The sequence below is a fragment of the Actinopolymorpha sp. B9G3 genome, from assembly GCF_040120725.1.
Lineage (GTDB): Bacteria > Actinomycetota > Actinomycetes > Propionibacteriales > Actinopolymorphaceae > Thermasporomyces.
In genome coordinates this window covers 30,005-51,169 of the sequence record NZ_JBEEAB010000020.1, presented here as the reverse complement: position 1 = coordinate 51,169, position 21,165 = coordinate 30,005, and the positions used below count along the sequence as shown (strand labels likewise).

The window sequence follows — 21,165 nt, the reverse complement described above, 5'->3', positions numbered from 1 at the left end:
GTCAACGACCGCAGCGCAGCGCCCACCTGAGACCGGCGCTCAGACCGAGCCCACCGGCGGCACGGCCTCTGACCTGGCTGCAGTAGGCCATGTGGCTGTCTTCATCCACGTCCGGGTGCCGGAAACGACCTGTCGCCGAACAGGATGCGGCGGGCCGCGGCCTGCCCCATCGGCGTACGCAGCAGGGTGAACGCCGCCGCTGCAAGGGCAGGCGTGCGGACCTGGGCCAATCCCCTGCGCAGCATCAGCCTTCCGCGGAAACGGGCACGCAGTGCGGCTCCGTCGAAGTGAGTCAGCGCGTCCGTCCGCCCGGATCGCAGGGAGTCGTGCAGGATCGTGGCAGCGAAGTCCGACAGTCGCAGGCACGGGTCGAGGCCGCCAGCGGTGAGCGGCGAGACCGCACCCGCCGCATCCCCCACCAGAAGTCCGTCGGCACAGCTGATCCGGCGCAGCAGGCCACCGACCGGGATGGGACCCCCACGTCGCTCCACCTCGTCAGGGCGGGGCGTGCTCGGCAGCCCAGGTGCCGAGGTGCCGAACCGCTCCAGGGCCCGGCGGAGACCGTCGGGGAAGCGGTCGGCGTAGCCGGCCGTGCCGACGTGGGCATGCCGCCCGTCGTTGACGACCCACGCCAGGTAGCCGGGAGCGAGCGACGGGTCGAGCACGCAGTGGAAGGTCGGCGGTTCCTCGCTGCGCGGGATCTCGAAGACTTCTTCGGCACCGATCAGCAGATGGTGGTTGCGGTCCAGGTCGAGGTCGCGGGCGACCCGTGAGCGGGCTCCGTCGGCGCCGACCACGAACCGTGCCCGCACCCTGGTCGGTCCGTCCCGGCCGGTCAGGAGGTAGGTGCGGTCTCGCCGACCGGCATAGCGAGTGCCCAGCGCTATCCGGACGCCGGCGTCGGTCGCGGCATCGGCCGCCGCTGCGTAGAGGGGCCCCATGTCGCCCACCCGGTACTCATCGCGCGCACTGACGAGGGTCACCGGGCGCCGCAGCCCAGGTGGGTAGAGCACCACTCGCCGAATCGGAGGACCGAGGCACTCGGGAGGCAACGGGAAATCGTCGAGCGTTCTGCGAACGAAGATCCCAGTGGTACGAATCGCGCCCGTGAGGCTGGGACGCCGTTCGACGAGCAGCACCTCGTGGCCTCGCTGGGCGAGCAGCGTCGCAGTGTGAAGCCCCGCCAACCCGGCTCCGACGACCAGCACGTCGGCAGCCTCGACCAATCGAAGAGCAGCCTGCATCCATCGATTATCGCTCACTTGCTATCGAATGACAATGGTCGCGTGGTGACTCGGCGGTGCGCGACAAAAGTCGACGGTCGCCGCCACGGCGACGACGAACGCCCGTGGCGCCGCGATCAGTCGGAGCGGGCCCGCCTCGACCGGCGGTAGTCGCTCGGCCGGACCTGGTAGTGGCGGGTGAACGCCACACTGAGGGCGTACGCGTTCGCGTACCCCACCTGCCGCGCGATCGTGTCGACGGTGTGGTCGGTGTCGGCGAGCAGGTCGGCGGCAGTGCAGAGCCGCCATCCGGTGAGGTAGGCGATCGGCGGCTCGCCGACGAGCTGGTCGAAGCGCCGAGCGAATGCCGCGCGCGACAAGCCGACCTTGGTCGCGAGCTCGCCTACCGTCCACGCATGCGCGAGGTCGTCGTGCAGAAGCCGGAGCGCCTCGCCCACCAGCGGGTCGGTACGGGCGGCGTACCACGACGGAGGTTGCGCATCCGGTCGGGCGAACCACGCGCGCAGCCCGCGGATGAGAAGGAGGTCCAGCAGCCGGTCGAGGACGGCCTGTTGACCGGGCTCGTCGCGGGCGATCTCTGCGGCCACGAGGGCAAGGGGTGAGTCGGTGATCTCGTGCCCGGCGACGGTGATCAGTCGCGGCAGCGCCGCCAGCAACCGCCGGTCGACCTCACCGCGCACGCGGTACTCCCCGAACAGCAGGAGAGCCGGGCTGCCCGGCCCATCCCCGCAGGTGCGGGTGTCCAGCGCCAGCGCCGCACCGATGTCACGACCTTCAGGGTCCCGGCACGTGTCGTCCGGGCTGATCACGACCTGCACCGGCGTCTCCGGCGGATCGGCGACGACGAAGGACTCCGGCCCACGGACCACCGCGATGCCCCCGGCGGCAATCCTGGCCGGACCGTCGCCGACGTCGATCCAGGACGTTCCGCGCACCATGGCCACCACCGTGAGTGGTGCGGCGTCCGCGAAGCGCCACGACCAGGGCGGAGTGAGATAGCTCTGTCCCACCACAGCACCGCGGGCACGTGTGCGGTCGAGTAGGTCCGTCAACGCATCCACGCCGTCCAGCGTAGACGCACAGACATCGAATGCAGACGTACAGCCATCGTCTGTCTCGAACCTTCTCGGTTGGCTGGATCTCGAACCACCCACGAGCGAAAGCGAGATCAGCCGATGCCCATGACAGCCGAAGCACGTGAGAGGTTCCTCGCCGAGCCCCGCGTCGGAACACTTGCGGTCGCCCGCGACGGTCGGGCCCCACTCGCGGTGCCGGTCTGGTACGACTACAGCCCGGGCGGCGACGTGCGTGTCTGGATGGAGCGAGGAACGCTGAAGGACCGCCTGCTCCGGGCCGCCGGACGGTTCAGCCTCAGCGTCCAGGCCGAGGACCGCCCCTACCGCTATGTGACCGTCGAAGGCCCCGCGCACTGGAACGAGCAGCCGACCGGCGATGACGTCACCACGATCGCGGCTCGGTACCTGCAGGAGGCCGAGCTCGCCGTGTACGTGCAACGGACCCTCGGCCCCACCTCCGTCGTCGTCCACCTCCAGCCCGAACACTGGCTGAGCAGCGACCTGTCCGAGGCATTCGAGGAGCTCGAAGCGGCCGTCGCCGCGGCCTCTCTCTAGGCGTGTCTCTCAGTTTTGAACAATGGTTGGGAGGGGCGACGCGTCCCCTCGCAAACCCTCAGTGTGCGGTGGTGCGGCGGGTAGTTGCACCGTGACGCGGAGCCCGCCAGCGGGCCGGGGTGTGAGCGCGAGGGTCCCGTCGTGGGCTTGGGCAATGCTCTTGACGATGGCCAGGCCGAGGCCGACACCTGCGTGGTCGGTGCGTATGCGTTCGGTCCCGCGCTGAAACGGCTCGACAAGCGTGGAAACCAATTGTGGGAGGAGCTTCTCGCCGGTGTTCTCGACTCTGAGCACCACAGTCCCGGGGTGAACGCTGGTGGTGACCCACACTCTGCCCTGGTCAGGCAGGTTGTGGACGATCGCGTTGTGCACGAGGTTCGTCGTCAGCTGTAGCAGGAGCGCGCGTGAGCCGATGGTGGGGGTGAGGTCGCCGGAGGTCTCGATGGCGAGGCCGCGTTTTTCTGCGAGGGGGAGGAGCGTTTCGGTGGCCTCTTCTACGAGTAGGGACAGGTCGACGTACTCGCGGGTGAAGGATCGCTGGTCCGCACGGCTCAGCAGAAGCAGTGCTTCGGTGAGGTCGATCGCTCGGGCGTTGACGAAGTGGAGACGCTCGACGAGTTCGCCGGCGTCGCGGTTCGGATCGTTGCGGGCCACGTCGAGAAGGGTCTGCGTGATCGCCAGCGGGGTGCGCAGTTCGTGGGAGGCGTTGGCCGCGAATCTCTGTTGTTCGGCGACGTTTGTCTCGATCCGAGCGAGCATGGCGTCGAAGGTGTCGGCGAGTTCGCGGAACTCATCTCCGCGGCCCGGTAGCCGGATTCGGTGGGAGAGCGAACCGTTCGCGGCCAAGCGGACGGCGTCGGTGATGCGGTCCAGGGGCGCGAGCATGCGGCCGGCGAGAATCCACCCACCCAGCAGACCGAACACCAGAAGGAACGCCATGACCATGGCCGCAGCCAGGCCGAAACCACGCAGGGGGTCGGAGCGGCTCGGTCCTCCGAGCCACGGGAGCCCGCCTATGGTCACACCGTCGTCCAGATACCGCGCCTGGACCGCCCACACGGCGGCGAGCATCAGGGCACCCGCAACCATGAGGAATCCGGCATAGCTGAGGGTGAGTTTGAGGCGAACGCTCAATCCAGGCGCCCTATTCACGGTCGGATCCCGCACGTCCGGGGCCGGGTGCAGTGTCGATGCGGTAGCCGACGCCGGGCACCGTGGCGATCAGCCAGGGTTCGCCGAGCCGTTTGCGCAAGGCCGAAACCGTAATGCGCACGGCGTTGGTGAACGGGTCGGCGTTCTCATCCCATGCACGCTCCAGGACCTCTTCGGCACTGACCACTCCCCCTTCGGCGGCGACGAGGACTTCGAGCACGGCGAACTGCTTCCTGGTCAGCGCGACGTACCGGCCGTCGCGGTAGACCTCGCGGCGGAACGGATCCAGCCGCAGACCGGCGATCTCTCGCACGGGTGGCCTGTTGTGGGCGCGCCTGCGGTCGAGCGCCCTGAGCCGCATGACGAGCTCTTGAAGTTCGAAGGGCTTCGTGAGGTAGTCGTCGGCACCGAGCTCGAACCCGGAGGCCTTGTCGTCGAGCCGGTCGGCAGCGGTGAGCATGAGGATCGGAATGCCGCTGCCGGAGGCGACGATGCGTTTGGCGACTTCGTCACCGGTTGGCCCAGGAATGTCCCGGTCGAGGACGGCGATGTCGTAGGCATTGATGCTCAGCAGTTCCAGAGCGGTGTCGCCGTCACCGGCGATATCGGCCGCGATCGCTTCCAGGCGTAGGCCGTCGCGGATGGCCTCTGCCAGAAAGGGCTCGTCCTCGACGATCAACACACGCACACTCTCGATGCTACGAGCCGGAGCATATCGTCGGCATATCGAAATCCACATACGTGGTGAGAACACCACGCTGCGTTGACTGCGGGCATGGCCTACAGCGAACCAGCACGAACACCGGCCCGCCGTACCCGATCGACCATCCTCGCCGCCCATATTGTCGCCCTTGTCACCCTCAGCGCGACGCTTTTCGGCGTTCTCATCTGCCAGTCGCTGGCCTCCTCCTCGGGCGCAGCACAACCCACCGACGCGGCGGCCACCGACACCCCTTCGGCGGCTGCGGATCGTCAGCGGAGACCTATGCACCCTCGCGGCGACCACCGTCCTGCGCTTGGCGACCGCGATGTGGCAGATGGCGCCGTCCCTGGTGGCGTGACGATCTTCGAGGACGAGTTTCCGGCCGTGGCCAACCTTGATCCCGATCTGCTCGCTGCCCTCCGCCAAGCCGCAGCCGCCGCCGCAGACGACGGGGTCGAGTTCCACGTCAAGAGTGGCTGGCGAACCCCTGCGTACCAGGATCAGCTGCTTCGTGAGGCCATCTCCGAGTACGGCTCGGAAGAGGAAGCTGCCCGGTGGGTGGCCACCGCGGACACCTCTCCTCACGTGTCGGGGGACGCGATCGACATCGGGCCCTCCGATGCCACGACGTGGCTCTCCGAGCACGGCGCGGAGTACGGGCTGTGCCAGATCTACCGCAATGAACCGTGGCACTACGAACTGCGCCCCGAAGCCATCGATGACGGCTGCCCGCCCATGTTCGCCGACCCCACGCACGATCCAAGGATGCGGCAGTGACCAGCACGCGCATGGTGCTAGGTCCAGGTGAGCCGTTGCTGGAGGATGGCTTGTTCGGCGGGGTTGGTCGTGTGCTGGAGGGCTTGCACGTCCGCGGCGTGTGCCTGGTCGAGCTGACCGAGTTCGCGCAGTAGCTCGGCGCGAGTGGCGTGGTAGAGGTGGTAGCGCTGCAGCGTTTCACCGAGTGTGTCGAGTTCCTTCATCGCGGCCGCGGGCCCTGCGGTGTAGCGCAGGGCGATCGCCCGGTGGAGGCGGGCGACCGGCGAGGGTGCGAGATGAAGCAGCATGTCGTAGAGCAGGACGATCTGCTCCCAGTCGGTGTCTTCCCAACGTTGTGCTTCGGCATGGCAGGCGACGATCGCTGCCTGGAGCTGATACGGGCCCGGACGATGTTGTCTGGCGGCGATGCTCAACAGCCGGGTGGCGTCGGCGATCGCCTTGTGGTCCCACCGGGACCGGTCCTGGTGCGGCAGGAGTATCAGGTCGCCGCCCACTCCGAAGCGGGCAGCGTCGCGGGCGCGGTGGAGGCGGATCAGGGCGAGCAGGCCGGCTACTTCGGGCTCGTTGGGGACGAGCTGGTGCAGCAGGGACGCCAGCCAGTCGGCGTCGTCAACGAGGTCACGTGAGTGCGCGTGGTCGGCGGTCGACAGGTAGCCCTCGTTCAGAACCAGGTAGATGACCGCGAGCACCTGGCTCAGCCGTTCGGCGAGTTCGTCCTCAGCCGGCATCCGGTACGGAATCTTTGCCAGGCTGATCTTTCGCTTGGCCCGGGTGATCCGCTGCGCAACGGTCGTCTCCCGGATCAGGAAGGCACGCGCGATCTGCGCCGTGGTCAGTCCGCACACCACCCGCAGCGTGAGGGCGATCTGCGCCTCCTGTGGGAGAGCCGGGTGGCAGCAGGTGAAGATCAGCCGAAGCCGGTCGTCGGGTTCGGGCTGGACCGGCCATTGCACCTGCGCCAGCTTGGTCCGGTAGTTGCCATCGCGGCGGAGCAGGTCGACGCCGCGCCGCCGGGCGACGGTGAACAGCCAGGCATCCGGTCGGGCCGGAATTCCGTCGGTCGGCCAGCGCTGCAGGGCGGCCACGACGGCGTCCTGGACCAGATCCTCCGCGGTGGCGAAGTCGCCGGTGACCTGGACCAGGGCGGCGGCGAGCTGGCCCGCGTGCTCGCGTACGACGCGGGCCAGCTCGGCATGCGAGGCCTTCTCGGGCAGGTGGTTCATGATTCCAGCGGGCGCACTTCCACGGTCGGGCAGCCCGGCCAGGTCCTGACCATCCGAAGCGCTGCGTCCAGGTCGTCGACCTCGATCTCGGTGTAGCCGCTGACAACTTCCTTGCCCTCGACGAAGGGGCCGTCGGTGACGATCGGCTCACCGCCACCAAGCCGGACCGTGGTTGCGGTGGCCGGTGACTGCAGCTTGGCGCCTCCTCGGACGACATCGGCGTGGTCGGCGAACCATTCGTGGACGCGGGCATAGGCCCGCTCGCGCTCGGTCTGCCCCATGGCCTGCAGTTCGTTTATGTACTGCTCGGTTTCGACGAACAACAGCACATACTTCATCTGGTCTTCACTCCATTACGAGTCCTGGACAGGTGGCGCGTGGACGCCACCACGACGGCGTGGTGTGGGTCAGGTCTGATCGGAGAAGGCGGCCATGCGGCGCATCATCTCCTCAGCCGAGACGTCTTCCACATGCGTGGCGATGGTCCAGCCATGGCCGAACGGATCGATGAGGTAGCCGTCCCGGTCACCGTAGAACTGGTCCTGCGGAGGCCGCTTGAGTTCCGCGCCGAGTTTCACCGCGCGCTCGATGGTGGCGTCGACGTCTTCAACGTAGACGAACAGGAAGGCGGGGGATCCATCGAGCCCGGTGACCGGCGGCGCCTTGGTCCCCATCTGTGGCGATTCGTCCTCGACGATGACGACCGAGTCGCCGATCTCGATCTCGGCGTGGACGATCGTGCCATCAGGACCTGGAAAACGCATCCGTTCGGTCGCTGCGAACACCTCGGCATAGAAGTCCAGGGCCTGGGCGGCGCCGCGGACGACGAGTGCTGGCGTGACTCTCCGGTAGGAATCCGGGATCGGGTTGGGGCTGGCTGTCGAGGACATCCGGGTTCTCCTTACGTCGAGCTGTGGCCTGCGAGGGGGCGGACTCAGTGGAGTCCGCTCCTGCACCTCCGCGTGGCCTTTCCTGGTAAGACGATCGGCGGCCCATCGGATACGACATCAGTGGAGGTCGACCGGCAAGTATTTTCGGGATCTACCGGTGGTATCGAACATACGGGGCACGGCCGGGGCTCGAGCCCTCCGGCCGGTCAGGAGAGGATGTCCTTGCGCAGGAACGTCCACCATGCGCAGGCGAAGAAGATGGCCGAGTAGACGACGGTGGAGAACGCACCCTTCGCCATCCCGTCCAGTCGCACGGGATCCACGTACAGCCCGCTCCACTGGCTCGCGTAGTGCATCGGCAGCAGGCTTCGGATCACGCCGAGGGCGTCGACCTGGTTCAGGATCTTCGAGACGATGATCACCATGACCGCGCCGCCCACAGCGGCCAGCGGAGCGTCCGTGGCGGTGGACAGCCAGAACGCCAGAGCGGCGACGAGAACCAGCGTCACGGCGAGGTAGCCGACCGTGCCGGCGAGTCGCCACACCGCGTCAGCCCCGACGAGGTTGCCGCCGTACGGAGTACGCAGGGAACCCCACCCGAACGCGGCCCCGCCCACGCACAGCGACGTGACGGCGAGGATCACGAGGGCGAGGGAGGACATCAGCAGGCTCACGACGAGCTTGACGCCAAGCAGGCGGGCCCTGGGTACCGGAACCGCGAGCAGGTACCGCAGGCTGCCGCAACTCGCCTCGTTGGCGACCGTGTCGCCACACACGAGAGCGACGATCACGGTCAGGAGGATGCCGGCCGCTGCGCCGAGGGTGAAGACGGTGAAGTTGCCGCCGCTGGCCGTCGCCAGCGCGGCGAAGGAGAGGGTGTCGTCCTGGTCGTTGCCACCGAGTTCGAACGCCGCGACCAGGACGACGGGCAGCGCCAGCGCGAGGCCGAGGGCGAGTTTGGTCCGCCGGAGCGACAACTGCCGGCGGATCTCTGTCCGTACGGTCAGCATGGCGGTCCGCTCGTTCCGTCCCGCCCCCGAGTCGCGACACCCGCGCTCTGGTCACCGGACTCCTCGTCCGGAACGTGTCCGGCCCGCTGTTCCGGACGCTGCGCCACCAGGCCGAGGAAGACGTCTTCGAGTCCCCCGCGTGGCGCGACCCGCGACACGTCGACGCCCCCGGTCACGAGAGTCCGGACCAGCCGGGTGCGGGGCACCCCGTCCAGGTCGACGACGAGGCCGCCGTTGTGCCGCGCCACCGCACCCACCTCGAGCCCCGCGAGCAGCGTCTCGGCTCGGCTGACGTCGGTGACGTCCACGACGACCGAAGCCGCCCCGCCCACGATGTCGGCCACCGGTCCGGCGGCCTGCAGGTGGCCGAGGTGGAGGACGACGACATGCGTACACGTCTGTTCGACCTCGGCCAGCAGGTGGCTCGACACCAGCACCGACCGGCCGCCCTCGGCGTAGGCCTGCAGGACCCGGCGCAGTGCCGCGATCTGCGGCGGGTCCAGCCCGTCTGTCGGCTCGTCGAGAATGAGGAGGTCCGGCATGCCGAGCATGGCCTGAGCGATCCCCAGGCGCTGCTTCATCCCGTGGCTGTACTCCCTGACCTTCCGATCGACCGCGGCACCGAGACCGGCGATCTCCAGTACGTCGTCGAACTTGGCCTGCTCGCGCGGAAGGCCGGTGGCGTCCCAGAACAGTTCGAGGTTGGCGCGTCCGGACAGGTGCGGGAGGAAGCCCGGGCCTTCGACGAGCAGGCCCGTACGAGACAGGACGGAGGCGCCCGGCACGACGTCGCGACCGAACACCAGGACCCGGCCCGCGGAGGGCCGGATGAGTCCGGCGAGAATCCGCAGACAGGTGGTCTTGCCGGCGCCGTTCGGTCCGAGCAGGCCGACGACCTCGCCTCGCCCGACCGTGAAGTCCACGTCGCGCAGGGCGTAGCGGTCGTGGCCGTACCTCTTGGACACTCCGCGCACCACCAGGGGCGTCTCGGCATGGACCGAGTCGACGCCGCGATCCCGGCGCCGGGTTCGCCGCCGGGCGAGCAACCAGAGAGCCGCTGCGGTGACAGCGAGTGCGGCGGCGAGGGCCATGGCGGCGTCCAGCCACGGCCCCGCGGTCATGCCGGAGGTCGTGGCCCGCACCTGCGGTAGCCGGATGGAGTTCCCCGCCAGGCCGACGACATAGGTCCGCGGCTCGGCGGGGCCGGCGTACGCCTGGTCGGACGTCGCGACGGTGACGCGGATCCGGTGGCCGGGTTGGAAGCGGTGGACGACTCCGGGCAGGGTGACGTCGACAGGCTGGGCCTGGTCGAGCGAGGCGGGAAGGTTGTGCAGCCGGATAGGTGCCACCGCGCCGCCTGGCAGTTCGGTGAGGCCGTTGGGCGCCACGTCGTACACCTTGACGAAGAGCACGGCGTCCCCGGACCGCGACGCGGCGCGGACGCGGACCGTCGGCGAGCCCGTGACATCGACCGGACCTGACAGCGGGCCCGAGTCGTACGACACCGCCTGTCCAGGCACGTCGAGGGTGACACGCGTGAGCAGGCGGCCGGCGACAGCGCCGAGTCCAGGCACTGACGACATCGCGGCCGGCGTACCGGCCGGAGGGTTACTGATCTGACCCGGACCGCCTCCCAGCCGGACCTCACGGGCTGGCAGGTCGCCGTCAAGCCCTGGGTAGGCGGACGGCGCGAGGAGGCCGAGCGCCCGCACGGAACCGCTCTCGTCATCGACGCCGGTGATCCGGGTGAACGCGAACGGACGGACGGGCGGCGGTCCCGCGTCGTGCTGGTCGGCCGCGCCGAGGTAGTGGTCCAGCCAGACGAGGGTCGCCATCCGGACCCGCCACCGGTCGACGTCGGAGCCAGCGCCCGCGTCGTGGCCGCCGGAGTACCACATCGCGCAGATCGGGGTGCCGTTCGCACGGATGCCGGCCAGGTTGGCGTCGGCCTCGGCAAGCGGGAACAACGTGTCCTGGGTGCCCTGGACGAGCAGGGTCGGCGCGGTGATGCGGTCGAGAACGCCGGCGGGGCTCGACCTGTCGAGCAACCGGACGGTCGCCGGGTCGGCCCGCCCGGTGAGGGCGGCCCGCTGGTACATCCGGCAGACCGTGGGCGCGAACCGCCCGCAGCCGGCGCTCCCGTCCGCCGCGGGCGTGGCCCCGCCAGTCGTGCGGAACACGCGGGACGCGCCAGCCCCGTTCGCTCCGTCCGGTCCGTTCGCTCCGTCCGCTCCTTGCGGTCCGTTCGGTCCGCTCGCTCCGTTCGGCATGGTCGAGGCCAGGCCGCCCGAGTCCGTCGACTGGTCCTCGCCGAGGTCGGGGGCGAGCTGGGGCAGCGAACCACGGTCACCGAGCCCGGATGCGTACAACCAGCCCGCCCACGCCCGCTTGAACACGCCGGCCTCGGGACCCTTGCCCGTCGACTCCGGGAACAGCGAGCGTCCCAGGTCGTTCCAGGTCGACTGCGGCACGATCGCGTCGACCCGTTGGTCATGTCCGGCGAGCAGGAGGGCGAGCGCGCCGCCGTACGACGATCCGACGACGCCGACCCTCGGGTCGCCCGGAGAATCGCGGCGCACCTCGGGACGCTCGGCCAGTAGATCGAGCAGGGCACGGGCATCGGCGACCTCGTGGTCAGGACTGTTCAGGTGGATATGGCCGCCAGAGCGGCCGAAGCCCCGCGCCGTCCAGGTGAGCACCACGTAGCCCTCGTCGGCGAGGTCCAGGGCCTGGTCCTCCACGCTCGTCTTGGTACCGCCGAGGCCGTGCGCGAGAAGAATCGCAGGAGCGGGATCGTCCGGGCTCGCAGCCCGGGGAACGTACAGGCGCGTGTCCAACCGCACCGGCCGGTCGCGCCGCGGGCCGGACAAGACCGTCACCACAGCGTTCGTGATCACGGTTTTCGAGACGGCGGTGTTCGAGACGGCGGTGTTCGAGAACCTGGTCGAGGTAGGCGAATCGCCCGCCGGCAGGAAGAGACTCAGGCCGAGGCCGGCGACCGCGGTGGAGATGACGATCACCAGCGCCGGGATGTGGATGCGCCGGCGAGGTGCGACCATCGGGCCACGGTAACCAGATACGGGAGAAGCGAGTAGTTTCGCTCATTTCGGCTACCGGCCCATTACTGACAGGGGTGGATCAGCCCAGCTTTCGGGATTTCCCAAGCCCAGTTGGGTCTTCCAGGCACAAGATCGCGCGTCGAGTCGCGATCCTCGGCCGCGCTCACGCTCGCCGTCACGCCCGCCGGCCGACGGTCAGATAGCCAACGAAGGTGGCGGTCAGCTGGGGCCGTCCGAGTGTCTCCAGTCGGTGCCTCACCCGGGCGAGGAACTCCGTGCTTCGATCCTCGCCGGGTGCATGGGTGCCAGACTGCGAAGCCAGGTTGGCGAGGTAGTCCTCAGCGCTGAAGCGGACCTGGAAGGGGTAGCGCTGGCTCGCCACCTCCTCGAAGAGACTCCCCGCCTCGAGCGGGAGGTGCCGCGGGCCCAGCTGTTCGGGCGGAGGCGGCGGACAGCCCTCGAATCCCACGGCCCGGTAGTCCTCCTGCACGTCCGTCCAGAAGCGATCTGCGTCTGCCGGCCGTGCCCACTGGCACCCTGCCACGGCCAGGACACCTCCAGATCGCAAGAGCTCATAGGGCTTGGCGTAACGAAGGTGCGGGTCGATCCAGTGCAGGGAGTTGACCGCGACCACCGCATCGAACGGGGGACCTTGTGGCTGCCAGTCCTCAAATGGACAGGTGACCACTTCGGCAGCAGGGAATCCGGTCAATCGGCGGCGGGCGATGGCTGCCAGCTCGGCACCCAGCTCGACAGCGGTGACGGCCAGCCCGCGCTCGGCGAGCGGCACCGTCGCCTGGCCGGTGCCACAGCCGACCTCGATCACCCGGTCGCCCGCTTCGAGCTTGGCCAGGTCCATGAGGTCATCGAACAACTGCGGCGGACAGACTGGCCTGGTGCGCTGGTAGTCCTCGGCTGCCCGGTCGAATCCGCCACGCAAGCCGTGACGCCTCGGGTCATCCTCCGTACATCCCATGATCGTCCTCCGCGTCGTGTGCGCGAGCGACCTACTCGCCCGCGCTCGCCAGACTCCTCGACATCGCCCGACGAGCCTGCCCCCACCTGGCGATCCCGAAAGTCGATGGAGCGTGGCACATGCGCCACAGTTCCTGGAAACACCCGACGGTGTGCATCGGACGCGCCGAGAGGGCAGGGTGTGCACATGTACTACGTCGGCGTCGACCTCGCGTGGGGTCAGGAGAGACAAAGCGGCCTTGCCGTCGTGGATTCCGACGGGCGGCTGGTCCATCTGTCCGCGCAGAAACGCGACGAGGCCATCGTGGGTGTCCTGAAGCCATACGTCGACCGCGACTGCCTTGTCGCGATCGACGCCCCCCTTGTGGTGAAGAACTCCACGGGCAGCAGGCCGTGCGAGACGGCACTCAACCGCGACTTCGCCCGCTTCGACGCCGGCGCACACCCGTCCAACACCGGCAGGCGCGAGTTCGCGGAGGTCCCTCGCGGGGCGCGGTTGGCCGCCATCCTCGGTCTCGACATGGACCCGTCGTCTCGGTCGCGCCAGCGAGCGATCGAGGTCTACCCGCATCCCGCCACGGTGGCGCTGTTCCGCCTGGGGCGGACGCTGAAGTACAAGCACAAGTCCGGCCGACCCCTCGCACAGCTCCGGTCCGAACTGTTGCGACTCATGGTGTTGCTCGAAGGTCTCAGGGACTCATCTGTCCCTCTGGTCGTCGACGAGCACGACGCCTGGAAGGCGCTGGTCGCACAGGTCGAGTCGGCCGCCCGTAAGAGTGACCTGCGACGAGCCGAGGACCAGATCGACGCGGTCGTGTGTGCGTACGTCGCGATGTTTGCCGAGCAACTGCCAAGCATGATCACCATCTATGGCGACTTCGCCGCCGGCTACATCGTCACGCCGACCCTCCCGGAGGGACACCAGCCCGCACCCCGCGCGGCACGGGTTCATGAGCAGGCGGCCGAACCGACTGTGGTGCAGAAGGATCCGGTCCGGCGGGCAGTTCAGGCGTACGCAGCACTGCAGCCGACGCTACGTGCCGAGACCGACCGGCTGGTCGCCCATGTCACCACCCTCCTCGATGACGCCGGGATCAACTACCTCAGCGTGACCGGACGGGCGAAGAGTGTCTCGTCCTTCGCGGCCAAGGCCGATCGGAACGTCGCCGGCGAACCGCTCTACGCCGATCCTCTTAAGGAGATCACCGACCAGATCGGTATCCGTGTCATCACCTACGTGCACGGTGACGTCACAGCGGTCGCGGACCTGCTTCGTGATCAGTTCTTCGTCCTCGACGACCGGGACATGGGTCAGGAAACAGCGAGCGAGGGCCGTTTCGGCTACGCCAGCAGGCATCTGCTCGTCGCACTCGAGGCTGGCCGGGAACCGGATCCGTCGTACGAGGCGCCTCGTGAGCGGCGTGCTCAGGTGCAGGTACGAACGGTTCTCCAGCACGCGTGGGCGGAGTTCGAGCACGCCATCCGTTACAAGGGCACGATTCCGGAAGAACATGTGCCGGACCTCAACCGGCGATTCACTCTCGCCGCCGGGCTCCTGGAACTCGCCGACCGTGAGTTCTCCCTGATCCAGGATCGCTTACAGACAACGGCCACTGGCCAGCCGCCGGAGCAGGACGTCGGCGACCCACGCATCAGCGCACAGGACCTCGCGACGTTCCTCGCCGGGCAGTACGCCGACGCCGGCTGGTCCCGAACCGACCACTACGCATGGGTTTCCGGGCTGCTGCTCGAGCTGGGGGTGACGTCGCTGGACGAGCTCGCCGCACTGCTGAGCTCCGTGGACAGCGCGGCCCTCAATGCGCGGATGGGATACCGGTATCCACCGGGTGCCGTACGCAGGCTCGACGACGCTCTGCTGGCAATCTTCGGCACCCGGTACCTCGAGCTGCACGGAAATGCGCACCGCACGATGTTGTTGCGGACCCGCCTGGAAAAGTTGCGTACGCCCAAGGAGCAGCCAGACGTCGATCGTTAGCTGGCGCGTCCATCCCGTTGGGCCCCGTATGGTCAGGACGAGGTACGGGCTGCGGGCTGACTCGCTCGGATGGCGGCAGCGAGCGTCGCCATACTCTGGGTCACCGCGTTGGGTAGCGCGGCGAGCAGGGCCCTCCGCCGCGAGGGCGACCTGATGTAGCCAATACTCCGTACACCTGTGGCGTGTGCTACCTCGATGTCGGTCAGTGAGTCGCCGACGAGTACGCAGTCCGACGCAGGGGTGTCGAGGATCGCGAGCACTCGGTTCACCGGGTCGGGATGTGGCTTCATCAGGTCTGGCCGGATGGGTTTTCTCCCCACGACCGCGAGGACGAGGTGGCTGAGCCCATGGGCATCGAGGAATGCCTCGATGGCCGGCGCGGAGTTGTTGCTGACGATGCCGAGCGGACGACCTGCTTCGTGGCAGGCCAACATGGTGTCCGCCGCGTCGGGCGTCGGTAGCGCGTCGGCGACGGCGCGGAGTTCGGCCTCCCGGAGAAAGTCTTCGATCTCGGTCATCACGTCGGCCTGCCCGAGCTCGTACGCGTAACGCAGAATGCGCAGGGGGTTGTACGCACTGTTGACCTCGCCTGGTGGCTCGATCTCATGGCGGCGGAGGATCGCGCGCATCTCGTCCGCGACCTCCGCATCTCGACCATCGGCGAAGACGGCGCAGATCGGGCCGTCGAAGTCGAGGAGGACACAGCGCGTCTTCGCAAGCACATGCACCAGAGCGCTGGGAATGGTAGTGGTCATGACGTCCACATGATCGCCGAGCGGTCCCCCAGTGTCCTGTGCCAGATGCTGATCAGGTCACCCTACCCGTCACATGTGAGGAAAGGGCGGGAACGACTGATATCGGGTTGCCTGGCTGATCCGGCGCGGTCAGAGTTTCGTCCCATGGACGACGACGAACTCGCCACGCTGCTGGCCAACGAGCGCTACCCACGGTCCGCTCGATATTCGATCCGCTGGATGGTCGACAACGCCATGGGGCCGAACCCCGTCTGGCTGGCTGAAGCGCTGACGCAGGTGATGCCGCTCGAAGCCGGCATGCGGGTTCTCGACATGGGATGCGGCACGGCCCTGACGTCGATCTTCCTCGCCAAGGAGTTCGACGTCGAGGTGTGGGCGGCCGATCTGTGGGTCAAGCCCACGGAAAACTGGTCCCGGGTGGCAGAAGCAGGTCTCCACGACCAGGTCCATCCCCTCCACGCCGAAGCCCACGCGTTGCCCTTTTCCGAGGGCTTCTTCGATGCCCTGGTCAGCATTGACGCTTACCACTACTTCGGGACCGACGATCTCTACATCGGCTACTACTCGCGGTTCGTCAAGCCCGGTGGCCAGATCGGAATCGTCGTCCCCGGCCTGGCCGAAGAGCCCGAGACATTGCCGCCGAGCCATCTCGAGCGCTACTGGAAGTGGGACTTCTGCAGTTTCCACAGTCCTGCCTGGTGGAGGTATCACTGGCAGAAGACCGGCCAGGTCAGCGTCGACGTGGCCGACTGGGTCGCCGACGGTTGGCACGACTGGCTGCGATGGAACGTTGCGTGCGACCGCGACCGAGGAGAACCAGGCGAGGAGGCGGCCATGCTTCGCGAGGATGCCGGCCGGCTACTCGGCTTCACGCGGGTCGCGGCTCACCGCAGATGAGAAGGATCTTCTCGACCCTGGTCACCGCCGTCGCCGTCCGGACGTGAGCAGGCGTCGGACGGCCGCCCGCCGGACCGATGGTGCCGCCTTTTCCAGCCAGTCCAGCGACGTGCGGCCGTGGCTGTCACGGGCGTGTGGGTCGGCTCCATGCTCGAGGAGGACCTCGATGGTGTTCAGGAACCCTGCCTTGGTGGCGTAGTGCAGAGCTGTCGCGTTGAGGGCCCCGACGCCGGAGGTGCCTCCGGAGTCGCTCGTACGGCGATCATCGGCGCGGGCACCGTGGCGCAGGAGCGCGCGGACATACTCCGGATCGTCCTTGCGGCCCTGGTTTCCGGTACAACTGGCGCCGATCCACGAACCTGAGGAGTCGATCGACGCGCCCCGACCGGCAAGGAGCGGAGCGAGTTCGGGATGCAGGACCCAGCGTCCGACGCCGATCCGGGTCGCGTCCGCCCCGTACGCCAGCAGCAGTTCGACCATCGCCACGTTGCCCCTTGCGGCGGCACCGCGCAACGCTCGCACGCCAGCCGGGCGCGGGCGTGGGGCGTGGCCGAGGAGGAGGCGCAGCGCCTCGATCTGCCCGCCCGCGACCGCATGGTCGACCGGCGTGATGTCGAGAACGTCGACCGCGGGATCCGCCGCCTGCGCAAGGTCCGGATCGGCCGCGAGCATCCCCGTGAGCGTGGGGATGTCGCCGAGGAACGCGGCGGTGAAGACGTCCTCCCTCGCGCCGGCGGCAGTGAGGAGCGTCTCGACCGCGGAACGACGTTTCATCCGCGCCGCGCACAGCGGCGTCACAAACAGCACCCGCTCGTACGCCACACCCGTCACGCCCACCGGAAGGTAGTAGGGGTGGTCGGCCCCGACGCCGCGACCCAGCAGCGTCCGGACGACCTCGGCACGGCCGGCCAGAGTGGCCGCCTGCATGATCGCCGCGGCGTACGTGGGACGCAGCAGATCCGGCGCCTCCACCACGGCCGCGTCGACCCCGGCGACATCACCGCGACGAGCGAGATCCATCGCCTTCTTCACCGTCCGGGCGCCGGATCCGCACCAGGCCACCTCCCGGGCGACGCCACTCGTCGCGCTCGGGTCGCCGCTCTCTCCACTCCTCTGCCTCCGTCTGGCCGGGGCCACCTGCTCGTTGACGAGAGCCAGCGCCAGCGAGCGGACCTGCGCGAAGATCGCCGAGCGGTCGTTCTCCGCCGCGATCGTCGCCTCCAGCGCCCGGCGGAAGTGCCCGAGCCACCTGCCGGCCAGCGCCGACGTGATCGGAAGGCTGTCGTGGCGGTGCCTCAGACCCGCGTTCGACTGCTCGCTGTAACGACGGGGACCACCCAGCCACTCGGCGAAGAAGAGCTTCTGCATCGACCGACCATCGGCGAGGTCGCGCGGGAACAGGGGTCGCAGCTGCTCGTCGTCGTCGAAACCGTCGTAGAGCAGGTCGACCAGTCTGTCTATCGCCGGCTGGCCGCCGATCCGGTCGAACAGATCAGTACCTCGGAAAGGCCGGAAACCCGGCGGATGATCCAGCAGCCAGCGGTGCTCGAGGGCCGCGTGAGAGGGAGCGGGCTGCTTCGGCATGGCTACATCCATTTCCGGCAGGACCCCACGCGTTCCGCCGAACGAAGGCATGCCGGCCAGACAGCGGTGATCCCGGGCCCCGAGAGACCTTGACCGGCGATGCCACCGTGGGCGTGGGCGCGGGTGGCGGCGGCGGACGGCGTACGGCGTACGGCGTACGGACCATGCCGTAGCCGGCACGATAACAACCGTTGTCAACACGCTGTCCATGCCTCCGCCTTGACAGCCAATTCCGGGATGCGGGGAGCCGCGAGTCAGGCGACTCCCCTTGGAATTGGCCATCTAGGGTAGGAGCCGAAACCGAGGAGCAGCCGATGACGCGCGATGATCTGCTGGCCTACTGCCTCGCCAAGCCCGGAGCCTGGCGGGACGAACCGTGGGAGGGCGATGTCGTCGCCAAGGTCGGCAGCAAGATCTTCGCGTTCCTGGGCGGTGACGCCGGGTCCTCGGTCGGAGTCAAGTGCGGCCCCAACCGGGAGATCGCCGACGAGTGGCTGGTGCGCTACCCCGACGACGCGACGGTCATGGCCTACATCGGACGTTCGGGATGGAACACGCTGAACGTCGGCGGGGCGATTCCCGAGGACGAGTTGCTCGAAGCGATCGACGCTTCGTACGACACGGTGGTCAGCAAGCTGCCCAGGAAAGAACGTCCCGCAAACGCCTGACGACACGCGGAGTATCCCTGACCACAACCGCCCGAGGGCTTGACCTACGCGCGCCGCCCGAACGCGGTGTACGCATGGCGCATCCCCAAAGGGACACGTCGAGGCGGATGAAGTCGATCAGCCAAGCCGCGCGGCCGCCGTTCGCAGCACGCTCTCAACCCGTTCGACTATTCCTCGCCCGTCGGCCCGTGCACGTCCGGCCACCTGGCGGGGAATGAACTGCAACCAGCTGGGGCCGAAGGCCAGCAGGGCTCGGATGTCTGCGCGCGGGTCGATGTGCAGGCCCGCCTCGGCTTCGTACCGCCGCAGAAAGGCCTCCGCAACCTCGGGCGAGAACAGCACAGCTAGCCCGAGCCGACACCTGCCAACGTCGACTTCGCGCTTACCGCTGCCGGCGTAGGTCCAGTCGACGACGCCCGACAACCGCTCATCGACCCATAAGACGTTGAGGGGCAGGTAGTCGCCGTGCACAAGCACCTGCTGCCCCCCGGGCGGGGCGGCCGCTGCGGCTTCGGTCACAGCGTGGGCAAGCGCGGGGTCGCCGATCCAACCGCGATCGACCTCTTTGCAGAAGCCGTGAGGATCGGTCGATTCCAGCCCGGTCGGCACGATGTCGTGGATGCGGACGAGCAGGTTCGCCATCTGACGCACGACACCGGGCAGATCCGACGGCTCGAACAGTGGCTCGCCAGGCAGCGCCGTCATCAACAGGCACGGCACGCCCGCCTGTTCGCCCGTGCGGTCAGCGGCCAAGAGTCGTGGCACCGGCAGATCATGCTCGGCGAGCGCCAGCAATGCGGCCGTCTCGCGATCGATCAACCCGGTTGCCCACGTTGCCCATTTGTTGTCCGACCACCGACGCAGTACGACGTCGAACGGGCCCCTACCGGCAGCGATCGTCAGCCGGTCCATGTCGGCGGTCAGCCCACCGACGAGCCTTGACATGGCAAGAACCCGGGCATTTGGACCCAGAGCGGCTTCTACCCACCCAAGAGTCTGCCCGGACGGTTGTCTGTAGCTGTCGGCCACATCGCACGAGTCTGGTCGACAGCCTTGGTGCATGACTACGGAATTTACCGAAGGTGTCCACGCCCGGCTGGCTCTCGCCTGGTCTCCGGCTCAGGGCTTTCGAAATAGGGTCGACGCGGCCGGGACGAACGGGCAGCCGCCGTTCGTCTGGTGCGCGATGTATTCGTCGCGGAAGTGCTTGATCGACGAAATGACCGGACCGGTCGCGAAGTCTGCGAGAGCACACAACGATCGTCCGGCGAGGTTGTCGCACAGGTCGAGCACAGTGTCGAGGTCCTCCTCGCTCCCATCACCGTTCTCCAGCCGTTGGAGAATCTGAGTGAGCCAGTACGTGCCCTCACGGCATGGCGTGCACTTGCCGCACGACTCGTGTTTGTAGAACTCCATCCAGCGCAGCACGCAGCGAACGACACACACGGTCTCGTCGAACACCATCGGCGACCCGGTACCGAACTGGGATCCGGCCGCGGCGACCGCGTCGTAGTCGAGCGGGACGTCGAGATGATCGGCTGTGAACATCGGTGTCGACGACCCACCCGGCGTCCAGAACTTCAGCCGATGCCCCTCGCGGACGCCCCCGGCAAGCTCCAGCAGCTGACGCATCGTCGTGCCCAGGCCGGCTTCGTACTGACCGGGGCGCTTCACATGCCCCGACAGGGAGTAGATCACCGTGCCGCGGGCCTTCTCCGTTCCCCGACTCCGGAACTGCTCCACCCCGCCGCGAATGATCGACGGCACAGTCGCGATCGTGCAGACGTTGTTGACCACCGTCGGCGACGCGTAAAGCCCCTCCGCGGCGGGGAACGGCGGCCGCAGTCTCGGCTGTCCTCGACGGCCTTCAAGCGAGTCCAGCAGTGCGGTCTCCTCGCCACAGATGTAGGCGCCCGCACCGGCATGGACGATCAGGTCGAGTTCGTACCCGGTGCCGAGAACATCGGCGCCCAGGTAGCTCTCCGCGTAGGCCTCGGCGACGGCGCGCTGCAGCCGTCGTACGACATGAAGAACCTCGCCGCGCACATAGACGAACGCCCACCGGGCCCGGATCGCGTAGCAGGAGATGATGACGCCCTCGACCAGCGTGTGAGGGCTGGCCATCATCAGCGGGATGTCCTTGCACGCTCCAGGCTCGGACTCGTCAGCGTTGACCACCAGGTAACGCGGCTTGTCACCGAGCGGCGCCAGCAAGCCCCACTTCATTCCGGTCGGGAAACCTGCGCCACCACGACCACGCAGGCCGGAGTCCTTCACCATCTCGACGATGGCATCCGGGTCAAGCTTGACCGCCTTGCGCAGCGCGTCGTAACCGCCCTGGTCGACGTACGCGTCGTGCGTCCAGGCGCGGTCCTGGTCCCAGTTGGCGGTGAGCGCCGGCGCCAGCAAGGCCGTCATCCGTCACCCCTCTCGCCGAGCCTGCACCCGACAGCACTCTCGTCGCTGATCAGCCGTGCGGGTCACTGTCGCCTGTCGCCACCAATTGTCGCGGCGACCAGCCTGCTTGTGAAGCTAATCACAAATCGCCCTCATGTCGAAGGCCACTGGCCGGCCGCGGCCACCTCGAATGCGAGGCGCGTC

19 protein-coding genes are annotated in these 21,165 nt (G+C 68.2%); 5 read left to right on the top strand and 14 right to left on the bottom strand.

What is annotated here, in order from left to right; translation table 11 throughout:
- Positions 1-101 precede the first annotated feature (101 nt).
- Together ABNF93_RS27275 and ABNF93_RS27270 are read right to left on the bottom strand one after the other, a co-directional pair.
- On the bottom strand, positions 102-1,244 hold the full coding sequence (locus tag ABNF93_RS27275; RefSeq protein ID WP_349331055.1) for an FAD-dependent oxidoreductase: 1,143 nt from the start codon (positions 1,242-1,244) through the stop codon (positions 102-104).
- Between the two features lie 116 nt (positions 1,245-1,360).
- Positions 1,361-2,305 carry an AraC family transcriptional regulator gene (locus ABNF93_RS27270; RefSeq protein WP_349331054.1) on the bottom strand — a complete coding sequence of 315 codons (945 nt, stop codon included), beginning with the start codon at positions 2,303-2,305 and terminating at the stop codon, positions 1,361-1,363.
- Between the two features lie 120 nt (positions 2,306-2,425).
- Between ABNF93_RS27270 and ABNF93_RS27265 the strand changes: the two genes are divergently transcribed.
- Positions 2,426-2,875: a pyridoxamine 5'-phosphate oxidase family protein gene (locus ABNF93_RS27265; RefSeq protein ID WP_349331053.1), complete on the top strand. Its 450-nt coding sequence runs from the start codon at positions 2,426-2,428 to the stop codon at positions 2,873-2,875.
- A gap of 9 nt (positions 2,876-2,884) precedes the next feature.
- On the opposite strand, the gene ABNF93_RS27260 is transcribed toward ABNF93_RS27265, so the two are convergent.
- A complete protein-coding gene (locus ABNF93_RS27260; protein WP_502877633.1) occupies positions 2,885-4,027 on the bottom strand; it encodes a sensor histidine kinase in 1,143 nt (380 codons plus the stop codon).
- Positions 4,020-4,715 carry a response regulator transcription factor gene (locus tag ABNF93_RS27255; RefSeq protein WP_349331051.1) on the bottom strand — a complete coding sequence of 232 codons (696 nt, stop codon included), beginning with the start codon at positions 4,713-4,715 and terminating at the stop codon, positions 4,020-4,022. Before ABNF93_RS27255 ends, ABNF93_RS27260 begins: the two co-directional genes overlap by 8 nt.
- A gap of 87 nt (positions 4,716-4,802) precedes the next feature.
- Here ABNF93_RS27255 and ABNF93_RS27250 point away from each other — a divergent pair, with 87 nt between their 5' ends.
- Positions 4,803-5,507: a M15 family metallopeptidase gene (locus tag ABNF93_RS27250; protein ID WP_349331050.1), complete on the top strand. Its 705-nt coding sequence runs from the start codon at positions 4,803-4,805 to the stop codon at positions 5,505-5,507.
- A gap of 17 nt (positions 5,508-5,524) precedes the next feature.
- Here the strand turns inward: ABNF93_RS27250 and ABNF93_RS27245 are convergent, their stop codons facing one another.
- From ABNF93_RS27245 to ABNF93_RS27220, 6 genes are all read right to left on the bottom strand, one after another.
- Positions 5,525-6,730 carry an RNA polymerase sigma factor gene (locus ABNF93_RS27245; protein ID WP_349331049.1) on the bottom strand — a complete coding sequence of 402 codons (1,206 nt, stop codon included), beginning with the start codon at positions 6,728-6,730 and terminating at the stop codon, positions 5,525-5,527.
- Positions 6,727-7,068 (bottom strand): YciI family protein, encoded by a 342-nt coding sequence (locus ABNF93_RS27240; RefSeq protein ID WP_349331048.1) that lies wholly within the window; start codon positions 7,066-7,068, stop codon positions 6,727-6,729. The genes ABNF93_RS27245 and ABNF93_RS27240 overlap by 4 nt, the downstream gene beginning before the upstream one ends.
- 69 nt (positions 7,069-7,137) lie before the next feature.
- Positions 7,138-7,620 carry a VOC family protein gene (locus tag ABNF93_RS27235; RefSeq protein ID WP_349331047.1) on the bottom strand — a complete coding sequence of 161 codons (483 nt, stop codon included), beginning with the start codon at positions 7,618-7,620 and terminating at the stop codon, positions 7,138-7,140.
- 206 nt (positions 7,621-7,826) lie between these two features.
- The gene (locus tag ABNF93_RS27230) at positions 7,827-8,630 is read right to left on the bottom strand and encodes an ABC transporter permease (RefSeq protein WP_349331046.1); all 804 of its coding nucleotides are present in this window, start codon (positions 8,628-8,630) and stop codon (positions 7,827-7,829) included.
- The gene (locus ABNF93_RS27225; RefSeq protein WP_349331045.1) at positions 8,624-11,689 is read right to left on the bottom strand and encodes an alpha/beta fold hydrolase; all 3,066 of its coding nucleotides are present in this window, start codon (positions 11,687-11,689) and stop codon (positions 8,624-8,626) included. The genes ABNF93_RS27230 and ABNF93_RS27225 overlap by 7 nt, the downstream gene beginning before the upstream one ends.
- Before the next feature lie 175 nt (positions 11,690-11,864).
- A complete protein-coding gene (locus ABNF93_RS27220; RefSeq protein WP_349331044.1) occupies positions 11,865-12,665 on the bottom strand; it encodes a class I SAM-dependent methyltransferase in 801 nt (266 codons plus the stop codon).
- A gap of 186 nt (positions 12,666-12,851) precedes the next feature.
- Here ABNF93_RS27220 and ABNF93_RS27215 point away from each other — a divergent pair, with 186 nt between their 5' ends.
- Positions 12,852-14,660 (top strand): DUF429 domain-containing protein, encoded by a 1,809-nt coding sequence (locus ABNF93_RS27215; RefSeq protein WP_349331043.1) that lies wholly within the window; start codon positions 12,852-12,854, stop codon positions 14,658-14,660.
- A gap of 32 nt (positions 14,661-14,692) precedes the next feature.
- On the opposite strand, the gene ABNF93_RS27210 is transcribed toward ABNF93_RS27215, so the two are convergent.
- Positions 14,693-15,415, bottom strand: a complete 723-nt coding sequence (locus tag ABNF93_RS27210) for an HAD family hydrolase (protein WP_349331042.1) — start codon at positions 15,413-15,415, stop codon at positions 14,693-14,695.
- A 144-nt stretch (positions 15,416-15,559) separates the two neighbouring features.
- Between ABNF93_RS27210 and ABNF93_RS27205 the strand changes: the two genes are divergently transcribed.
- The gene (locus ABNF93_RS27205; protein ID WP_349331041.1) at positions 15,560-16,312 is read left to right on the top strand and encodes an SAM-dependent methyltransferase; all 753 of its coding nucleotides are present in this window, start codon (positions 15,560-15,562) and stop codon (positions 16,310-16,312) included.
- A gap of 21 nt (positions 16,313-16,333) precedes the next feature.
- Here ABNF93_RS27205 and ABNF93_RS27200 read toward each other — a convergent pair whose 3' ends face one another.
- Positions 16,334-17,896 carry a globin domain-containing protein gene (locus ABNF93_RS27200; protein ID WP_349331040.1) on the bottom strand — a complete coding sequence of 521 codons (1,563 nt, stop codon included), beginning with the start codon at positions 17,894-17,896 and terminating at the stop codon, positions 16,334-16,336.
- Positions 17,897-18,210: 314 nt separating this feature from the next.
- Between ABNF93_RS27200 and ABNF93_RS27195 the strand changes: the two genes are divergently transcribed.
- The gene (locus ABNF93_RS27195; protein WP_349331039.1) at positions 18,211-18,564 is read left to right on the top strand and encodes an MmcQ/YjbR family DNA-binding protein; all 354 of its coding nucleotides are present in this window, start codon (positions 18,211-18,213) and stop codon (positions 18,562-18,564) included.
- A 117-nt stretch (positions 18,565-18,681) separates the two neighbouring features.
- Here ABNF93_RS27195 and ABNF93_RS27190 read toward each other — a convergent pair whose 3' ends face one another.
- Both ABNF93_RS27190 and nuoF read right to left on the bottom strand, forming a co-directional pair.
- The gene (locus tag ABNF93_RS27190) at positions 18,682-19,476 is read right to left on the bottom strand and encodes a phosphotransferase family protein (protein ID WP_349331038.1); all 795 of its coding nucleotides are present in this window, start codon (positions 19,474-19,476) and stop codon (positions 18,682-18,684) included.
- A 207-nt stretch (positions 19,477-19,683) separates the two neighbouring features.
- Complete coding sequence (nuoF, locus tag ABNF93_RS27185) at positions 19,684-20,982, bottom strand: NADH-quinone oxidoreductase subunit NuoF (protein WP_349331037.1); 1,299 nt, start codon at positions 20,980-20,982, stop codon at positions 19,684-19,686.
- Positions 20,983-21,165: the final 183 nt, after the last annotated feature.

Bases quoted from the DNA above. Each gene is read 5' to 3' on its own strand.
- ABNF93_RS27275 (WP_349331055.1), bottom strand. From the start codon at position 1,244: ATGCAGGCTGCTCTTCGATTGGTCGAGGCTGCCGACGTGCTGGTCGTC.
- ABNF93_RS27265 (WP_349331053.1), top strand. From the start codon at position 2,426: ATGACAGCCGAAGCACGTGAGAGGTTCCTCGCCGAGCCCCGCGTCGGA.
- ABNF93_RS27250 (WP_349331050.1), top strand. From the start codon at position 4,803: ATGGCCTACAGCGAACCAGCACGAACACCGGCCCGCCGTACCCGATCG.
- ABNF93_RS27245 (WP_349331049.1), bottom strand. From the start codon at position 6,730: ATGAACCACCTGCCCGAGAAGGCCTCGCATGCCGAGCTGGCCCGCGTC.
- ABNF93_RS27240 (WP_349331048.1), bottom strand. From the start codon at position 7,068: ATGAAGTATGTGCTGTTGTTCGTCGAAACCGAGCAGTACATAAACGAA.
- ABNF93_RS27235 (WP_349331047.1), bottom strand. From the start codon at position 7,620: ATGTCCTCGACAGCCAGCCCCAACCCGATCCCGGATTCCTACCGGAGA.
- ABNF93_RS27230 (WP_349331046.1), bottom strand. From the start codon at position 8,630: ATGCTGACCGTACGGACAGAGATCCGCCGGCAGTTGTCGCTCCGGCGG.
- ABNF93_RS27225 (WP_349331045.1), bottom strand. From the start codon at position 11,689: ATGGTCGCACCTCGCCGGCGCATCCACATCCCGGCGCTGGTGATCGTC.
- ABNF93_RS27220 (WP_349331044.1), bottom strand. From the start codon at position 12,665: ATGGGATGTACGGAGGATGACCCGAGGCGTCACGGCTTGCGTGGCGGA.
- ABNF93_RS27215 (WP_349331043.1), top strand. From the start codon at position 12,852: ATGTACTACGTCGGCGTCGACCTCGCGTGGGGTCAGGAGAGACAAAGC.
- ABNF93_RS27210 (WP_349331042.1), bottom strand. From the start codon at position 15,415: ATGACCACTACCATTCCCAGCGCTCTGGTGCATGTGCTTGCGAAGACG.
- ABNF93_RS27205 (WP_349331041.1), top strand. From the start codon at position 15,560: ATGGACGACGACGAACTCGCCACGCTGCTGGCCAACGAGCGCTACCCA.
- ABNF93_RS27200 (WP_349331040.1), bottom strand. From the start codon at position 17,896: ATGCCGAAGCAGCCCGCTCCCTCTCACGCGGCCCTCGAGCACCGCTGG.
- ABNF93_RS27195 (WP_349331039.1), top strand. From the start codon at position 18,211: ATGACGCGCGATGATCTGCTGGCCTACTGCCTCGCCAAGCCCGGAGCC.
- ABNF93_RS27190 (WP_349331038.1), bottom strand. From the start codon at position 19,476: ATGGACCGGCTGACGATCGCTGCCGGTAGGGGCCCGTTCGACGTCGTA.
- nuoF (WP_349331037.1), bottom strand. From the start codon at position 20,982: ATGACGGCCTTGCTGGCGCCGGCGCTCACCGCCAACTGGGACCAGGAC.